The organism is Empedobacter sp. GD03861, assembly GCF_029840885.1.
Taxonomy (GTDB): Bacteria; Bacteroidota; Bacteroidia; order Flavobacteriales; family Weeksellaceae; genus Empedobacter; species Empedobacter falsenii_B.
Window position 1 is genome coordinate 85990 of sequence record NZ_JAOCDJ010000006.1, and the last position, 16706, is coordinate 102695.

A 16706-nucleotide genomic window follows, 5' to 3' on the forward strand; every position below is an offset into this window, starting at 1 on the left:
TCAGTAATTAACGTTTAATAATTTTATAATGTCGGTTCGTTTGTTCCATTCGTAGACAGAGAACTATTCTTTGCAGCTTTCACAATTTCGTTCAAATCGTGGTACAATTTTGTCCAATCAGGCACATCTTTCATTGCTGTAATTAGATTGAGGTAAGATCGCAGCACTTGTTCTAATTCTTTTCGAGTAGATGAAGCACTAGCAATTTGGCGCAAATCTCCGTTTGCCTCTGCTTGTTGCGCAAATAATATCTCGAAATCTGTATGCTTTGTTTTCAGTTCAGTAAAAGCCGTTGCAAGCGCTAAATTTGTGAGGCGTTGTGTGTTTTCGGGCTTTTCTAATTCTTCGATAAGCTTCTTTAATTGTGCTGTTTCGGCAGAATAACTCAATCTGTCCAAATCCAGTCCAAACGTTTGGAAAACTTTGTACAAAGCTTCCGCATCTTGATAGTTTGCAACAGAAGTCAATTTGCGGTAACCATTCAGGAAAGCCTTCATGTTACTAAACGCAACATCGCGCTCTTTATCTGCTGTCGCCACCTCTTTTCCTTTTCCACTGTAGGTCAACTTTGCGTATACCGTATCGTAGTTTTGATAACTCGCAATAAGCGACAACAACAAAGGGTGGTTCTCTACAATGGTATAATTTCCAGTTTGAGAAGAATTGATAATTCGCTGCGCTAATGTCGCCAGATTTTTTGTAGATAATGAAGTTAATGTAATTTTCATAGTAGATTGTTTTAGGTTATAATTCACTTAATGTTAGTGTTTTATAAACTTAATCAATATATTATTATCAAACAATAGTTTTTATAACTAAATAATTAAAACAGACTTGTTTGTAATTAACTGAGGACTCAGGTAAGGTAAAACAGACTTGTTTGTAATCAACCGAGGACTCGGGAAAGCTAAAACAGACCTGTTTATAATAAACCAAGGACTCGGGTAAGGTAAAACAGACTTGTTTATAATTAACCGAGAGCTCGGGAAAGGTAAAACAGACTTGTTTATAATTAACCGAGAGCTCGGGAAAGGTAAAACACACTTGTTTATAATAAAATGAAAATTCTGCTAAGGTGGAATATATTTTAATCAAACAATTCGTTTATAAATAATTATATTAGCGAGTAATTGAACAAAATACAGATATAGATACCAATCTATATTTTATAAAATAATATGTTAGCTATAATATTTCTTTCGTGATATGAATATAAAAGACTTAGCTTTAAAAATTGATGAATTATCATCTAATTTCAAAATCGGAAATCTACAAGAAATAAGAAAGAATCTAAAAAATTTAAAAGCAAAACCTGGCTCAAAAATATTCAATGATAAAACAACATTTGATGATTGGGCGTTCCATTATGGAGGAAGGAAAGAATTACAATTCAACATTGGTAATGAAGATGAAGGGATTAGATATGGAATTGCATTTTCATTAGAACCAAGTCAATCATTACCTAATATTCAAGATTTATTTCCAAAAATATTACGTTTAAATTCTCTAATAATAAATCAACCTGATTTATTTTCTGACTATAAAATGTGGTATTGGCAAAATGGAAAACGTAGTGTAATAAACAATGTATTTGAAATAAATGAACAACTAACAAAAATTGGAACTTTTATTTTTATAGGAAAATTAGTTGATTATAATAATGTTAATGTAATTGAAATTCTTAAAGATTTTGATGATTTATTGAACATCTATATCGAAGTAGAAAATGAAAACATTACAATTGGACCTCAAAACCAAAAATCTACAACTGGATTTATATTTGCTAGTGGAAGACCAAACCTTCCTCAAAGCACTAAATACACAAGAACCCAACAACAAATAAATGTAAATGCAAGACATTCGTTCTTACAAGAAAAACTATACAAAAAGCTAACATCAGTATTTGGTGAAGAAACTGTTGGAATGGAAATATTTTTAAATGGAAAAAAAATAGATTTAGTTTTAAAAATAAATAATTTATTTACTTTTTATGAAATTAAAACTTCCAACTCAGCAAAACAATGTATTAGAGAAGCCCTTGGACAAATATTTGAATATACCTACTTTGACGGAAAAAAATATGCAGATGAAATTGTAATTGCAGGCGAATATCCAATTGATAAATCAACCCAAAAGTATTTAAAATTCCTAAATTCAGAATTTAATTTACCAATATCATATCATCAAATAGATATTAATTTTTAACAAAACTACAGCTAATAACTAAGGTGTCTTATCTATAAACAAAAGGAATATTCTTAAATCACAGAACACAAACTAAAAACTCCTTGTCAAGATTCAAAAACTTTGACAAGGTGTTTTTTTTCTATCCATTAACTGCTCTAAAAAAAGCGTCTAATTTCTTTTCGTCTAATTTTCCGTCAGTTCTTACACCACTGCAAATATCTACACCAAAAGGTTGAACAGCATCAATCGCTTCACGAACATTATCAGGATTAAGACCTCCAGCCAAAAATAGAGGAATATTAATTTCTTCTCTAATTTTTTTACTAATCGCCCAATTGTGTGTGCGTCCAGTTCCGCCCAATTCTTTTACTTGTAAATTTGGATTGCCACTATCCAGCAAAATTGCATCTACAAATTGAGATTTCTCTACCGCTTCCGTTACCGAATTTTCATCAATCACATGAATCACTTGTACCAACTTTACCCAAGGTAATTCGTTTCTCAAAATTTGATATTCTTCGTTTTTCAGTTCATCAACCAACTGAATTGTATTGGTATAAACTTTTTTATAATGTTGAATAATTGCTTCTGCAGTTGTTTCACTTGTTAATAAAAACGAAGCCAATGTTGGTGGAATAGTTTTAGTAATATCTTTGATTAAATCATCACCAATTACTCCAGGTCCGCTTGGCATATTACCCACCAAACCTAATCCATTCGCTCCATATTTTATTGCTTGTTGCGCTTCTTCTTTACTACTAATACAACAAATTTTAACTCTTGTTTTCATCCTTCGTTTTATTCTTAATACTATAAATATATAAAAAAACACCTCAATTTCTTGAAGTGTTTTGTATGATCTAAGATTTAGAATTGATGTTAGAAATCTTCTTCCGAACCTTTTAATTTTTCTGCATTTTCTGCCATTTTCAATGCATCAATCATTTCTTGAATATCTCCATTCATAAAGTTATCCAAATTATAAATTGATTTATTGATACGGTGATCTGTTACACGTCCTTGCGGATAGTTGTATGTACGAATTTTAGCCGAACGGTCACCAGTAGAAACTAACGATTTACGCTGAGCAGAACGTTCTGAATGTTTTTTCTCGAACTCGATTTCATACAATTTTGTACGTAATAATTGTAAGGCTTTTTCACGGTTCTTGTGTTGAGAACGCGCTTCTTGACAAACAATTACAATTCCAGAAGGTTTGTGCGTTAATTGAACTTTTGTTTCAACTTTATTTACATTTTGCCCTCCCGCACCAGACGAACGTGCTGTTTGATACTCCAAATCTGCTGGATTAATCACTACATCCACCTCCTCTGCTTCTGGTAAAACCGCAACTGTAATCGCCGATGTATGCACACGCCCTTGCGATTCTGTTTCAGGAACACGTTGTACACGGTGAACACCCGATTCGTATTTCATCGTTCCATACACTGCATTTCCTTCTACTTGCATCACCAACTCTTTGTATCCTTTTCCAGATGCTTCAGAAGTATTTAATACTTCGTGTTTCCATCCTTTTTCTTTGAAATACATCGAATACATGCGGTAAATATCTTCTACGAAAATCGCTGCTTCATCTCCTCCTGTACCAGAACGTAACTCGACAATGATGTTTTTCTCATCTTCTGGATCTTTTGGAATCAACATCATTTTGATTTCTTCCTCTAAAGGTGGAATCGCATTGATTGCTTCGTCTTTTTCTATTTTAGCTAACTCAACCATTTCAGCATCAGAACCATCTTGAATAATTTCGTCTGCTTCCTCAATTACATTGATTAAGTTTTCGTATTGTTTTTGCATTTCAACAAAGTCTTTCAAATCAGAATATTCTTTGTTTAATTTCGCATAACGAGCTTGATCTGTTACGATATCTGGTTGGATGATTAAATCTGCTACCTCATCGAAACGTTGTTTGATTGCTCTTAATTTATCTAATAGACCTAAATCTGCCATATACTTTTATTGGATTGCAAAGATACAATAACTCAAGGGATTCAGAAAATTTGAATAAAAAAAAACCGATGATTTCTCATCGGTTTTGTGATTTATTGTTGAAAATATTATCTCGTAAATAATAATTCTCTGTATTTTGTTAAGACCCAGTATTCGTTGTCTACCATTAATTCTAACTTATCCGCATGGTAACGAATTTCATCATAATATGGTTTTACTTTGTCACAATAAGCATGTGCTCTTTCTTCTAAAGATTCAACCAGATTTGCTTCTTTACGTGCATCCATCATTAAGTGCAATTTTGCGTTTAATTCGTTTACATGCATCGAAATTTTCTTTAAAATGATTAATTGCTCGCCTGCATATTCTTCATAATCATCTCCAAAAATATCTTTGAATCCTTTAATGTTTTTGATCAATATATTTTGATATTTGAAAGCTGTCGGAATAATATGATTCCTAACAATATCACCTAAAACACGACCTTCAATCTGAATTTTCTTGATGTAATCTTCTAATTCGATTTCATAACGCGCTTCAACTTCTGTGTTGTTCATTACATTAAGCTCCGAGAATAAATCCAACGATTTTTGAGAAACTTTTGCTTTTAAAGCTGATGGAGTTGTTTTGTGATTTGACAATCCTCTACGAGCTGCTTCTTCTTCCCATTCTTTGCTGTATCCGTCTCCTTCGAATAATATATTTTTTGTTTCTTTGATATACTCACGTAAAACATTGAAAATTGCTTCGTCTTTTTTCAAACCTGTTTCAATCAAGGCATCAACTTCTTTTTTGAAATCAATCAATTGTTTTGCTACAATTGCGTTCAAGGTTGTCATCGCATTTGCACAGTTTGCAGTTGATCCTACAGCGCGGAACTCAAATTTATTTCCTGTAAAAGCAAATGGTGAAGTTCTATTACGATCTGTATTATCTAATAAAACGTCTGGAATTTTCCCAACAACGTTTAATTTTAAATCAGTTTTTTCTTCTGGAGATAATTTTCCTGTCGAAACACCTTCTAATTCTTCCAATACTTTTGTCAATTGTTGACCAATAAAAATTGAAATAATTGCCGGTGGCGCTTCATTCGCACCTAAACGGTGGTCATTAGAAGCAGAAGCGATAGAAGCACGTAACAATTCCTCGTAAATTGAAACTGCTTTGATGGTATTGATAAAAAACGTTAAAAACTGTAAATTGCTGTTTGGTGTTTTTCCTGGCGCTAATAAATTTACTCCAGTATCTGTTGCTAACGACCAGTTATTGTGTTTTCCCGATCCGTTAACTCCTTTGAATGGTTTTTCGTGAAACAATACTTTAAAATGATGACGCTCACCTACTTTTTGCATCACATCCATTAATAATGAATTGTGGTCAACTGCTAAATTCGTTTCTTCGAAAATTGGCGCTAACTCAAATTGATTCGGCGCAACTTCGTTGTGACGAGTTTTTACAGGAATTCCCAACAACATACATTCGTTTTCTAAATCGCGCATATAATTTAAAACACGTGTAGGAATCGAACCAAAATAATGATCTTCTAATTGTTGACCTTTTGCAGAAACATGTCCTAACAACGTTCTACCAGTTTGTAAAATATCTGGACGAGAAGCCGCTAAAGCATCATCAATCAAGAAATATTCTTGTTCCCAGCCTAAAGTCGGCGTTACTTTCTTCACGTTTTTATCGAAAAACTTCGCCACTTCTGTAGCTGATTCATCAATTGATAAAAGTGCTCTTAATAAAGGCGCTTTGTTATCTAAAGCTTCTCCTGTATATGAAACAAATACTGTCGGAATACATAATGTTGTTCCGAAAATAAATGCTGGAGAAGTTGGATCCCAAGCTGTATATCCACGCGCTTCGAATGTATTACGAATTCCTCCATTTGGAAATGAAGACGCGTCTGGTTCTTGTTGAACTAATAATGATCCACTGAATTTTTCTACAGGATCACTTCCGTCAAATGAAGTTTCGAAAAATGCATCATGTTTCTCTGCTGTTGTTCCCGTTAATGGCTGAAACCAGTGTGTATAGTGTGTTACACCTTTGCTCATCGCCCATTCTTTCATTCCTAAAGCAACAAAATCTGCCATTTTACGGTCGATTTTAGTACCATAATCCATTGCAGAACGAACGGCTTTATAAGCTTCTGAAGTTAAATGTTGACGCATTGCTTTGTCATTGAAAACATTGCTTCCAAAAATTTCTGATTTTTTCCCTAATTCAGGAACAGCTACCGGTTTGCGATTGCTTGCGGCTTTTAATGCTTCAAAACGAAATGATGTCATAAGAAAATTACTTTGTGTTGTTTTATGATGCAAAAATAAATAAAAATTAAACACAAAATAAAAACACCCCTATTTTTTTAGGGGTTAAATTATAATTTCATTACAAATAAATTCAACACCCCTTTATTTTAGTTTAGATTTTCAAAACATCAGTGTAAAATAAATTTTTATTTAACATTCGAATAAACTTCTTTAAACGAAAAAAGCAGTTTCAATTGCTTGAAACTGCTTTTAGACACTCATAATATAAAAAGTTTTTGGTCTATCTGAAACGGTCTACTGATTTTACAAGATCATCATCCTTCTTAATCAAACGATTGGCAATTGACAGAAGCACAATCGAAGCTAAAGGAACTAATGCCCAAATACCTTTCTCAGAATTTCCTTCTCCAGGTAATGTTAATAGACAATATACAAAAGAACCAATTAATAAAACATTCAAAATAATGTTTAACCATCCTAAGCTAATCTGTAACTTACGTTTTTTGAAAAACATAATGGTTAAAAATGAAATTAAAGCTGATGAGAAAAAGGCTAACGAAAAAATGTAATCTCCTTTCTCCGGATTTTGTAACCAATTTAATGGAATATCAAACAGCTTATCAAAATTCATGGCGAATATACTCGAAATTATTCCACTTAAGAATAAATATATACTTTGCTTTCTTTGAATCATTTCTTAAATTTCGAATACAAATGTAAAAAAACTTTTTGAGTTTTTATAATTATTCGTACTATTGCATTAATAAATCTCAAATTTATACGCTTTATAACAATTCTATTGTTATGATTCCCAATTACTTTATTGAATAAAAAAAATATAAACACATTAATACCTTCATTATAGGATTATGTTTGATATCGAAGAATTAAAATCATTCAAATTACCAGATTTACAACAAGTTGCAGAGCAACTGAAAATCGATGGGTATAAGAAATTAAAAAAAGGCGAATTGTTAGACGCTGTTTTAGGTTTTATCAACAGCCAACCAAAGGTTGAAGAAAAAGCTGAAACAAAACCTGCTAAAAAAGATAAAGCTGAAAATCTACCTACAGAAGAAAAGAAACCGAAACGCAAACGAGTTCAGAATTCGGAAGGAGAAGTTCAACAAAAAGAGGCTGTTGCAGAAGAAGTAAAAACTGAAAAAGTTGAAAATATTTCTACCGAAACAGAAAAAAAGGAAGAAAATAATCCTCGCGTTAATAAATTTCAGGAACGAGCAAACAAAAGCCAAGATCTGAAAAAGAATAACCAAAATAATCAGAAGAAAAATAATCAATCTGATAATCGTAATCAAAACGATCAATCTCAACAAAATAATCACCACAACAATCAAAATCAAAAAAATAAATATCGCGCTGCGAATTATGAATTTGATGGAATTATTGAAACTGAAGGTGTTTTAGAGATTTTACCAGATAATAATTATGGTTTTTTACGTTCATCTGATTTTAATTATTTGTCTTCGCCTGATGATGTGTATGTTTCTCAATCTCAAATTAGATTATTTGGATTAAAAACGGGAGATACAATTACAGGAGAAGTTCGTCCTCCAAAAGAAGGTGAAAAATATTTTCCTTTAATCAAAATTAAAGAAATCAACGGTCGTACGCCAGATTATGTACGTGATCGTATCGCTTTTGAGCATTTAACTCCACTTTTCCCTAACGAGAAATTCAATTTAAGTAATTCTAAATCTTTATCAAATCGCGTGATTGACTTATTTACACCAATAGGTAAAGGTCAACGTGGGATGATTGTGGCGCCACCAAAAACGGGTAAAACAACGTTATTGAAAGATATTGCGAATGGAATTGCGCAAAATCATCCAGAAGTTTATTTGATTGTTTTATTAATCGATGAGCGTCCAGAAGAGGTAACAGATATGAAACGTTCGGTAAACGGAGAGGTTATTGCATCTACGTTTGATGAGGAAGCAAATCGCCATGTAAAAGTTGCGAATATCGTTTTAGAGAAGGCAAAACGTATGGTAGAATGTGGACACGATGTTGTGATTCTTTTAGATTCTATTACGCGTTTGGCACGTGCTTACAATACTGTTTCGCCAGCTTCTGGTAAAGTGTTATCGGGTGGTGTTGATGCAAATGCATTACACAAACCAAAACGTTTCTTTGGAGCTGCTCGTAACATCGAAAATGGAGGTTCTTTAACAATTATTGCAACTGCATTGATTGATACAGGTTCTAAAATGGATGAAGTTATTTTCGAAGAATTTAAAGGAACAGGAAACATGGAATTACAATTGGATCGTAAGATTTCGAACAAACGTATTTTCCCTGCAATTGACTTAGTAAGTTCTTCTACGCGTAAAGACGATTTGTTATTAGACGACAAAACACAACAATTAATGTGGGTTCTTCGCAACCATTTATCGGATATGAATCCTGTAGAAGCGATGGAATTCTTACACGATCGTATCAAACATACACGCTCTAACGAAGAGTTTTTAATCTCAATGAATAAGTAATTTATTACAACTTATAATTAAAAAAAACCATCTAAAGCTATTTAGGTGGTTTTTTTTTATAAATCTATTTTATGAAAAAAATATATAACAAAAAAAGCCCAAGAAAATAAATTCTTGAGCTTTGTTGTACCTCAGGCGGGACTTGAACCCGCACGTCCTAATGGACACAGGATTTTAAGTCCTGCGTGTCTACCAATTCCACCACCAAGGCATCCACTTCTAAGAAAGAAGTTAGAGCGGGAAACGGGACTCGAACCCGCAACATTCAGCTTGGAAGGCTGACGCTCTACCAATTGAGCTATTCCCGCGATTGTGAGTGCAAATATAGAACAGCTTTTTTAATTACAAAACTTTTAGGAAACATTTTTTTCATAATTATTTTACATCAAAAGCTAAGTTTCTCATCATAATATTTTTAAGCACTAAAATAATTTTACTTTTCTTTGATTAAATTATTTTGAACATTAAAAATTCATCTTAAATAATTGCATTTTTCCAGATTTCAATCAATCGTTCGTAAGAAAATTGAGCATTTGCAGGACTTGTGCTTGGCAAAGAAATATACTCAATAGATGTTTTTTCATCAAAATATTTCCAAAATAATTGTTCTGATTTCTTTCCATTGAAAATTATTTTATCAATTGTAGGATATTCATTCAACAATTCATCAATCTGATTTGGCAAAACATTTTTCATATCCACATCCATGCTTCCCTTTCTGTCAGCAGAATGTGCAACATCCCAAAGCGCAAACTTATTCTGTAAAATAAGTTGTTTTCTTATTTCATAATCTTCTGAAAATTCTGTCTCAAAAATCTCAAACATCATTTTCCAAAATCGATTACGCGGATGTCCATAATATTGATTGACTTCTAACGATAAATCACCAGGTAAAGAGCCAAGAATTAATGTTTTTGGTAGTTCTGATATAATTGCAGCAAATGATTGTTTATGCATTTTGTTTTATTCTAAAAATATAATGTACAAAAAAAGTGCTACAGTTTGTAGCACTTTTTTTTCTATTTCTATCATTAGATAATTTGTTCAGAAACCTCCTCCCACTCTAACATTTTTTTGTCTAAATCATTTTTCAGATTCGAGTATTTATCTAATTCTTGTTGCGTTTGCGAACCTGCATGCAACTTATTTTCTAAATCGGCAATCTTCGTCTCTAAATCAGAAATCTCCGTTTCTATTCTTGACAATCTATTTTTAAGACGTTTTTGCTCTTTCTCTTCCTCAAAAGATAAAACTCTTTTCGCTTGTTCTATTTTAACCTCAATCGGTTTCTCTTCTTTTCGTGCAGCCAAACTATTTCCTTTCTCCACTTCACGGAAACTTCCCGCTTTTATTTGCGCCAAATAATCATCAATTCCAGAAAGATATTCTTTCACTTGACCATTACGGAAATCGAACACTTTATCTACTAAACCTTCTAAAAATTCACGGTCATGAGATACTAAAATCAAAGTTCCAGAATATTTTTGTAAAGCTTTTTTCAACAATTCTTTTGATACAATATCCAAGTGGTTCGTTGGCTCATCCATGATTAATACATTGAATGGACGTAACAATAATTTACACAACGCCAAACGATTTCGCTCACCTCCCGAAAGAACCGAAACTTTTTTCTCAACAGCATCACCACCAAACATAAATGCACCTAAATAATCGCGAACATGTTTACGTGTTTCTTCTGTTGCAGAATTTTCTGCTTCTTCTAAAACCGTTAATTTATCATTCAAAACATGTGCTTGATTTTGGGCAAAATATCCGATTTCTACATTATGTCCATGTTTTATTTTGCCTGAATGCTCTTGTTCGTTGATAATCGCACGCGATAAAGTCGTTTTTCCTTGACCATTTTGACCAACAAAAGCTACTTTTTCTCCTCGATTAACATAAAAAGAAACATGATCAAAAACTTGATGATCACCAAAAGCAACACCTACATCATCTAACTCGAAAATAATTTTACCTGGCTGAACAGCATCCACAAAACGGATATTCATTTTCGTTACATCATCATTTTCAATTTCGATGCGTTCTATTTTATCTAATTTTTTGATTAATGATTGCGCCATCGAAGCTTTATTAGCTTTTGCACGGAATTTTGAAATTAAATCTTCCGTGTGCTTAATCATTTGCTCTTGATTCTTCTGTGCTTGCTCTAATTTTTCGCGACGATCTTCACGCAATTCTAAATAACGCGTATAATTCGCTTTAAAATCAGAAATGTGGCGATTTGCAATTTCGATTGTACGATTAGTTACGTTATCCAAAAATTGACGGTCGTGCGAAACCAACACAACAGCTCCAGGATAATCTTTCAAGAAATCTTCTAACCAAACAATCGAATCGATATCCAAATGGTTGGTAGGCTCATCTAAAAGCATTACATCATGTTTTTGCAACAATAGTTTTGCCAATTCAATTCGCATTCTCCAACCTCCAGAAAATTCTTCTGTTGGGCGATGAAAATCTGAATTTTTGAATCCTAAACCAATTAAAATTTGTTCGATTTCAGCATCTTTTGTGTAACCACCTAAAAGTCCGAAACGTTCTGTTAAATGAGAAATATCTTCAATTAATTTTCCATATTCGTCCGATTCGTAATCTGTTCTTTCAGCTAATTCTTTGTTTACAAAATCAATACGTTCTTGAATTTCAACCAATTGCTCAAAAGCAGAATCCGCTTCTTGCCAAACCGTTCTTCCTTGTACAAAATCAATATCTTGCGATAAATATCCGATTGTAACGTCGCCTTCGTAAACAACTTCACCTTCTGAAGATTGCTGACTTTTGGCTAAAATTTTAAGCAAAGTAGATTTTCCTGCTCCATTTTTCCCTACCAAACCAACACGGTTTCCTTTGTTGATGCGGAACGAAACGTTTTCGAATAAATATCTACCCGCAAAATAAACTCCTAAATTTTGTACTAATAACATTTTGCAAAAATACAATGTTTTTTGTTAGATGAAAACTTATCTCAAAACTATAAGTAGTATATTGTGAAAGTGTTTTAAAAATAACAATCACCTTTCAATTAATGATTATGAGTAAAATTATTATTGTTCCTATTAATAAAGAAGCTGAATTAAAATTAGATTATGATACAGCTTCTCCAAACGAATTAATCGAAATTAGGTTAAATGAATCAGAATTTAATATTTTATGGAAGAAAGGTGTTTTTGATTTAATTAATCAAACTTGTAATTCAATAATTGACGATTATGAAGACGAAAAAATTAATAATTTAGTTTTAATTGAAAACACTTATAATCAATTGAAGAAAACATATCCTGAATGCGAAAATATTATTAATATATTTCATAAAGCATTAGAACTTAAAACAAGTATTCATTTCTATTTTTAACAATATTTAAAATCACTTATGAAGATAATATTTGATGGCTGGAATGAAGGATTTCAAAAAGTCACTTTAACACATCTACAAATTGACTTACTAAAAATATCATTAAAAGTTGCTAAAAGTAATGTTGACAAATTATTAGATGGACATTCAATAACAATTGATGTTAACGATGAACAATTAGCTTTAACTTTTATAAAAGAAGCTAAAAATATTAATGCTAATTGTAGAATTTTGCATTGATTTTTTTTAAGGTTTTAAACGATAACTCAAAAAATACAATACAAAACTGATTAAAATCGAAAAAGTTGCTGGCACAAAATAAGCCAATGCGAGATTTTTGGTTGCAATAAAATTAATTGGAAGATTGATTAATCTGAATTGAAAAACTAAAAAACACAACACTACTATAATTACAGACATTTTCCAATCGTAATTGCGTTTATGGTTGATAACTGAACATAAAATATATGCCAAAACAATACCTACAAAACTCAAAATTGTTTTCATTGTAGCTAAATGTTTCAGTTTTTCGCTGATTCCGAATTCGTCACTTTTTCTAACCAAAAAGGCAAAATTATCTTTTCCCATTGAATGAATTAATTCAATCAAATCTAATTCAACCAAAACGTAAAATTGTTGAATTCCTAAAAATAACAAAACGCTTGCTACAAGTTGAATTGCAAATATTTTTATGTCAAAATTTTTCATTCAAAATAGGTTTAAAATCGATCATAGAAACGTGCAATATTCGCTTCTTTATCAATAGGTTGATTATTTTCTAAAAAATCGTACAAATCATCCACCATCACAGGGGCCAACATTGTTCCGCGCGTTCCCATTCCATTCAAACAAATCAATTGTTGATGCGTAGGATGCACTCCAATAATCGGACGACGATCGACAACCGTTGGACGAATTGACGCATGTTGTTCCACAACTTCAAAATCATCTTTAAAAAAATTCTGAACACCTTCAACCAAATATTGTTTTGCATCCTCAGTATTTTTATAATTCACATAATCGCGATCGTAAGTTGCGCCTACAAAATATTGATTATTTTCTAAAGGCATCAAAAATTCTTTTCCTTTCACAACTGCTTCAGGTAAATTGGCTTCAGTTTTTATCTTTAAAACTTCGCCTTTTACACCAATTACAGGTAAATTTTTGAAATATGGATTGCTCAAAATATTATAACCTTCGGCAAAAATTATTTTAGTTGCCTCGATATTTTTATAGCTCGTTTGATTATCATTTAATTTTAACTCATTGAAATCAAAAGTCTCATCAAGAAACAAATCATTTTCAACTAAATAATCTTTAAAATCAGCCAGAAGATTTGTCAAATCGACACGACCTGTGTGCAAAACTTCGCCAGAACCAATCGGAGAATTGATTGAAGAAAAATCATTCAGTTGTTCTGTATCTGTTGCTAAATAATCAATCAAATCTGGATGAGTTGTCGCTTTTTTCAACCACGTTTTTTTCTCTTGTTCGTCATTAAAAATTCTATAAACTGGAAAATTGTAGATATATTTTTTGTTTAATAATTGTTCAAAATCACCAAAAACCTCGCGTAATCTTTCGATTTGTTTTGTCGCATTCCAAACAATTGAAAATCGTTTTAGCACTACAGGATTAAAAATTCCAGCAGCAATTGCCGATGCTTTGTGAAAATGATTATCAATTACCACAAAAGATTTATTTTCTTTCAACAATTTCATCGCCATACAACTCCCTGCAACACCTTGACCAACGATGATATATTCTACTTTTTTCAATTTCTAAAATTTGCTTACAAAGGTAAATAATGTTTCGGTTTTACTTATCTTTATTCTTAAAATCAACCATTTTATGCAAATATTCTATACCATAATTTCTTGCCTCATTATCCTTTCCGTCATTATTCCTTTCATCAAGCATACACATTGGACGGTTAGAGTTTTTGATTATCCGCGATTTCAAAAATTTGCTTTGGTAATTGCAACTTGTATTTTATTCATTTTTGTACCTAAAACTTCAGTCACAATAAGTCTATTTATTTGCTTAGTTTTTACGGCGATTTATTTGCTTTGGGTCATTATTCCTTATTCTCCTTTTGGTAAAAAAATGATTGAACAAGTAACCTTTAAACCAAATGAAAAACCGCTTGATTTACTTGTTTATAATGTTTTGCAAGACAATACGAAATATCAAAATTTGGTTGAATTAATTAAGAAAAGAAATCCTGATATCGTTTTTTTATTAGAAACGAACAACGAATGGATGGAACAAATAAAAGAAGCTACAAACGATTTTGAGTACAAAATAGAAGTTCCGTTAGAAAACACTTATGGATTATTGTTTTACTCTAAATTACCTATAAAATACCAAGAAATTAATTATTTAATCAGCACAGAAATCCCTTCAATTATTGCTGATATCGAATATAATAATCAAATTGTGCGTTTGTATGGTTTACATCCAACTCCGCCAGTTCCGCAAGAAAATGAAGAAAGTGCTGAACGCGATGCTGAGATTTTGATTATAGGAAAACAAGCGAAAGAATATAGAAAAGCGTGCATTGTTTTTGGAGATTTGAATGATGTTGCGTGGAGCAGAACAACACGTTTATTTTTGAAAACTTCGCAACTTTTAGATCCTCGTCGTGGTCGTGGAATGTTCAATACTTTTCATGCACATCATTGGTTCTTACGTTGGCCTTTGGATCATTATTTTTTGAGTTCGCAGTTTCGATTAATTGATATGATACGAGAACCAAATATTGGCTCAGATCATTTTCCTATCAGTATTCAAGTTGTTTTACGTAGTGATGATGATTCGGGAGAAATGAAATTGGACCATGAAGAAAAGGCAGAAGTTGAAGAAAAAATAGAGGAAGGAATTGAAAAAGGAGATGCGAATTAGATTTTAGATTTTAGATTTTAGATTTTAGATTTTAGATTTTAGATTTTAGATTTTAGAAAGTTAAATTCTTATAAATACATAAACAAGAAAATCCAGTCGATGACTGGATTTTTTCTATTTTAATTCTATCATAACCATTCCAAATAATTCGCCTCTTCTTCCGTAAAGAGCTTCGATTGTTTTATCTTTTTTATACTCAAAAGATTTTAGTTGATCTACAGAAATATCATTCAAATCTTTCAATTTCATCGATTCAAATTTACCTGAGTTTCTTTTCACTTGTACACTAAGTTCATCAGTGTTTATCAATAGTTTCTCTCCTTCAAAAGTATTTAATGAATTAATGTAAATGCTCTCTACAAACTCTTTTAAAGTTTTTCCATCTGAGCTTTCATCTAATTTTGTTGTTATTTTTTTAATAGAGTTCCTTAAAACTTTTTGTTGTCCAAAACTATTAATTGATATTATAAATAATGATAATAATAAAATATTTTTCATGGTTTTTATTTAATTTGAACTAAAGTTATAACAAAAAATCCAGTCAAATGACTGGATTTTTTGTATTGTATTCTGATTAGTAATTCCACATATCAGCTTCTGACTGAATGATAGAATTTCTAATTTTGTGATGTTCTTCTAATTGACCTTTCGCATCATTTGGAATGTAATCATCAATCATTTTCGTTCCATACATTGTTTGAGCTTTGTAAATAATAGAACTAAATCTACGTGCATTTAACATCTCATCGTATGTAATTGCCGAATTTGAATTACTTGGATTGAATACCGTTGCATTCACCAAAACATTACGAGCATCTGGATACCAAATCCAGAACAAATCTACGAAAGCTCCGTCAGCAAACTCTGTTCCTAACGATTGCGCATCAGGTCCCATAATTGCTAAACCTAACAAACGATATTTTAATTCTCCTAAACGACGGTCGATGTACCATAGACCTTTCGTTTTTACCATTTTGATATCGTCAGATTTAATTTTATAATTAAAAATAGCAGCTTCATCAGGAGTTTCTCCAGCAGCTTTCATATCGTAGTAATACTGTTGTGTATCTTTCTTCTCATTACGAGCCATAATTTGCTCATAACTCATTTTAGTTTGAAAGTACTCATCGTCGTAAACTTCTCTAATCTTTTTGCTACGAACTCCGTCAACCAATACATCGTATAATGATTTAGAATTTTGCACTAACTCATCACCAGATCTATAATATGGCTGATTTAGACGCTCATTCAAATCAATTACTTCCCATACAACTTTCGACCATAAAACATCTTTATCTTCGATAAAACCATATTTCATAGGATCTTGAGCCGTACTTACTGTATCTCCAGCTTCATCAACTCTTGTTTTATTTTCGCGGTCTTTTCTTAACTGTTCTGGCGAAACAGCGTTAAGAACATTTTGCGCCATTGTAAGAGTTGAGAAAAAACTCATTAAACCAAACAAAAGATACTTCATATTTTAAA

General features: G+C 31.8%; 17 protein-coding genes and 2 tRNA genes. 5 read left to right on the top strand and 14 right to left on the bottom strand.

Annotation, left to right across the window (positions count from 1 at the left end):
* Positions 1–23: 23 nt before the first annotated feature.
* Positions 24–728 (bottom strand): DUF6261 family protein, encoded by a 705-nt coding sequence (locus N5D03_RS05105; protein ID WP_280051082.1) that lies wholly within the window; start codon positions 726–728, stop codon positions 24–26.
* A 478-nt stretch (positions 729–1206) separates the two neighbouring features.
* Between N5D03_RS05105 and N5D03_RS05110 the strand changes: the two genes are divergently transcribed.
* On the top strand, positions 1207–2205 hold the full coding sequence (locus N5D03_RS05110) for a hypothetical protein (protein WP_180905121.1): 999 nt from the start codon (positions 1207–1209) through the stop codon (positions 2203–2205).
* Between the two features lie 121 nt (positions 2206–2326).
* On the opposite strand, the gene N5D03_RS05115 is transcribed toward N5D03_RS05110, so the two are convergent.
* The 4 genes from N5D03_RS05115 to N5D03_RS05130 all read right to left on the bottom strand — a co-directional run bounded on the left by N5D03_RS05115 (position 2327) and on the right by N5D03_RS05130 (position 7128).
* Positions 2327–2977 carry a phosphoribosylanthranilate isomerase gene (locus N5D03_RS05115; RefSeq protein ID WP_180906862.1) on the bottom strand — a complete coding sequence of 217 codons (651 nt, stop codon included), beginning with the start codon at positions 2975–2977 and terminating at the stop codon, positions 2327–2329.
* 89 nt (positions 2978–3066) lie between these two features.
* Complete coding sequence (gene prfA, locus N5D03_RS05120; RefSeq protein WP_038332970.1) at positions 3067–4158, bottom strand: peptide chain release factor 1; 1092 nt, start codon at positions 4156–4158, stop codon at positions 3067–3069.
* A gap of 107 nt (positions 4159–4265) precedes the next feature.
* Entirely contained in the window at positions 4266–6452 is a 2187-nt protein-coding gene (locus N5D03_RS05125; RefSeq protein WP_280051083.1) for a glutamine synthetase III, read from the bottom strand.
* A gap of 262 nt (positions 6453–6714) precedes the next feature.
* Entirely contained in the window at positions 6715–7128 is a 414-nt protein-coding gene (locus N5D03_RS05130) for a DUF4293 domain-containing protein (RefSeq protein ID WP_038332961.1), read from the bottom strand.
* A gap of 175 nt (positions 7129–7303) precedes the next feature.
* On the opposite strand from N5D03_RS05130, the gene rho reads away from it, so the two are divergent.
* Entirely contained in the window at positions 7304–8941 is a 1638-nt protein-coding gene (rho, locus tag N5D03_RS05135; protein ID WP_280036679.1) for a transcription termination factor Rho, read from the top strand.
* A 127-nt stretch (positions 8942–9068) separates the two neighbouring features.
* Here the strand turns inward: rho and N5D03_RS05140 are convergent.
* The 4 genes from N5D03_RS05140 to N5D03_RS05155 all read right to left on the bottom strand — a co-directional run bounded on the left by N5D03_RS05140 (position 9069) and on the right by N5D03_RS05155 (position 11889).
* Positions 9069–9152, bottom strand: a tRNA-Leu gene (locus N5D03_RS05140).
* Positions 9153–9176: 24 nt separating this feature from the next.
* Positions 9177–9249: transfer RNA gene (locus N5D03_RS05145), tRNA-Gly, on the bottom strand.
* Positions 9250–9418: 169 nt separating this feature from the next.
* Positions 9419–9898, bottom strand: a complete 480-nt coding sequence (locus N5D03_RS05150; RefSeq protein ID WP_219034386.1) for a DNA-deoxyinosine glycosylase — start codon at positions 9896–9898, stop codon at positions 9419–9421.
* 74 nt (positions 9899–9972) lie between these two features.
* Positions 9973–11889 (bottom strand): ABC-F family ATP-binding cassette domain-containing protein, encoded by a 1917-nt coding sequence (locus N5D03_RS05155; protein ID WP_180905128.1) that lies wholly within the window; start codon positions 11887–11889, stop codon positions 9973–9975.
* A 107-nt stretch (positions 11890–11996) separates the two neighbouring features.
* On the opposite strand from N5D03_RS05155, the gene N5D03_RS05160 reads away from it, so the two are divergent.
* Together N5D03_RS05160 and N5D03_RS05165 are read left to right on the top strand one after the other, a co-directional pair.
* On the top strand, positions 11997–12317 hold the full coding sequence (locus N5D03_RS05160; RefSeq protein ID WP_115002126.1) for a hypothetical protein: 321 nt from the start codon (positions 11997–11999) through the stop codon (positions 12315–12317).
* A gap of 18 nt (positions 12318–12335) precedes the next feature.
* Entirely contained in the window at positions 12336–12557 is a 222-nt protein-coding gene (locus N5D03_RS05165; RefSeq protein ID WP_115001689.1) for a hypothetical protein, read from the top strand.
* A gap of 6 nt (positions 12558–12563) precedes the next feature.
* Here N5D03_RS05165 and N5D03_RS05170 read toward each other — a convergent pair whose 3' ends face one another.
* Genes N5D03_RS05170 through N5D03_RS05180 form a run of 3 tightly spaced genes read right to left on the bottom strand, consistent with a single transcriptional unit; the run spans position 12564 to position 14279 of the window.
* Entirely contained in the window at positions 12564–13025 is a 462-nt protein-coding gene (locus N5D03_RS05170; RefSeq protein WP_125349616.1) for a hypothetical protein, read from the bottom strand.
* Between the two features lie 11 nt (positions 13026–13036).
* Entirely contained in the window at positions 13037–14095 is a 1059-nt protein-coding gene (locus tag N5D03_RS05175; RefSeq protein ID WP_280051084.1) for an FAD-dependent oxidoreductase, read from the bottom strand.
* Between the two features lie 40 nt (positions 14096–14135).
* On the bottom strand, positions 14136–14279 hold the full coding sequence (locus tag N5D03_RS05180; RefSeq protein WP_236688181.1) for a hypothetical protein: 144 nt from the start codon (positions 14277–14279) through the stop codon (positions 14136–14138).
* 144 nt (positions 14280–14423) lie between these two features.
* Here N5D03_RS05180 and N5D03_RS05185 point away from each other — a divergent pair, with 144 nt between their 5' ends.
* Positions 14424–15221 (top strand): endonuclease/exonuclease/phosphatase family protein, encoded by a 798-nt coding sequence (locus tag N5D03_RS05185; RefSeq protein WP_280051085.1) that lies wholly within the window; start codon positions 14424–14426, stop codon positions 15219–15221.
* A 114-nt stretch (positions 15222–15335) separates the two neighbouring features.
* On the opposite strand, the gene N5D03_RS05190 is transcribed toward N5D03_RS05185, so the two are convergent.
* Complete coding sequence (locus N5D03_RS05190) at positions 15336–15719, bottom strand: hypothetical protein (RefSeq protein WP_038332936.1); 384 nt, start codon at positions 15717–15719, stop codon at positions 15336–15338.
* Positions 15720–15795: 76 nt separating this feature from the next.
* A complete protein-coding gene (gene gldN, locus N5D03_RS05195; protein ID WP_038332933.1) occupies positions 15796–16698 on the bottom strand; it encodes a gliding motility protein GldN in 903 nt (300 codons plus the stop codon).
* Positions 16699–16706 lie beyond the last annotated feature (8 nt).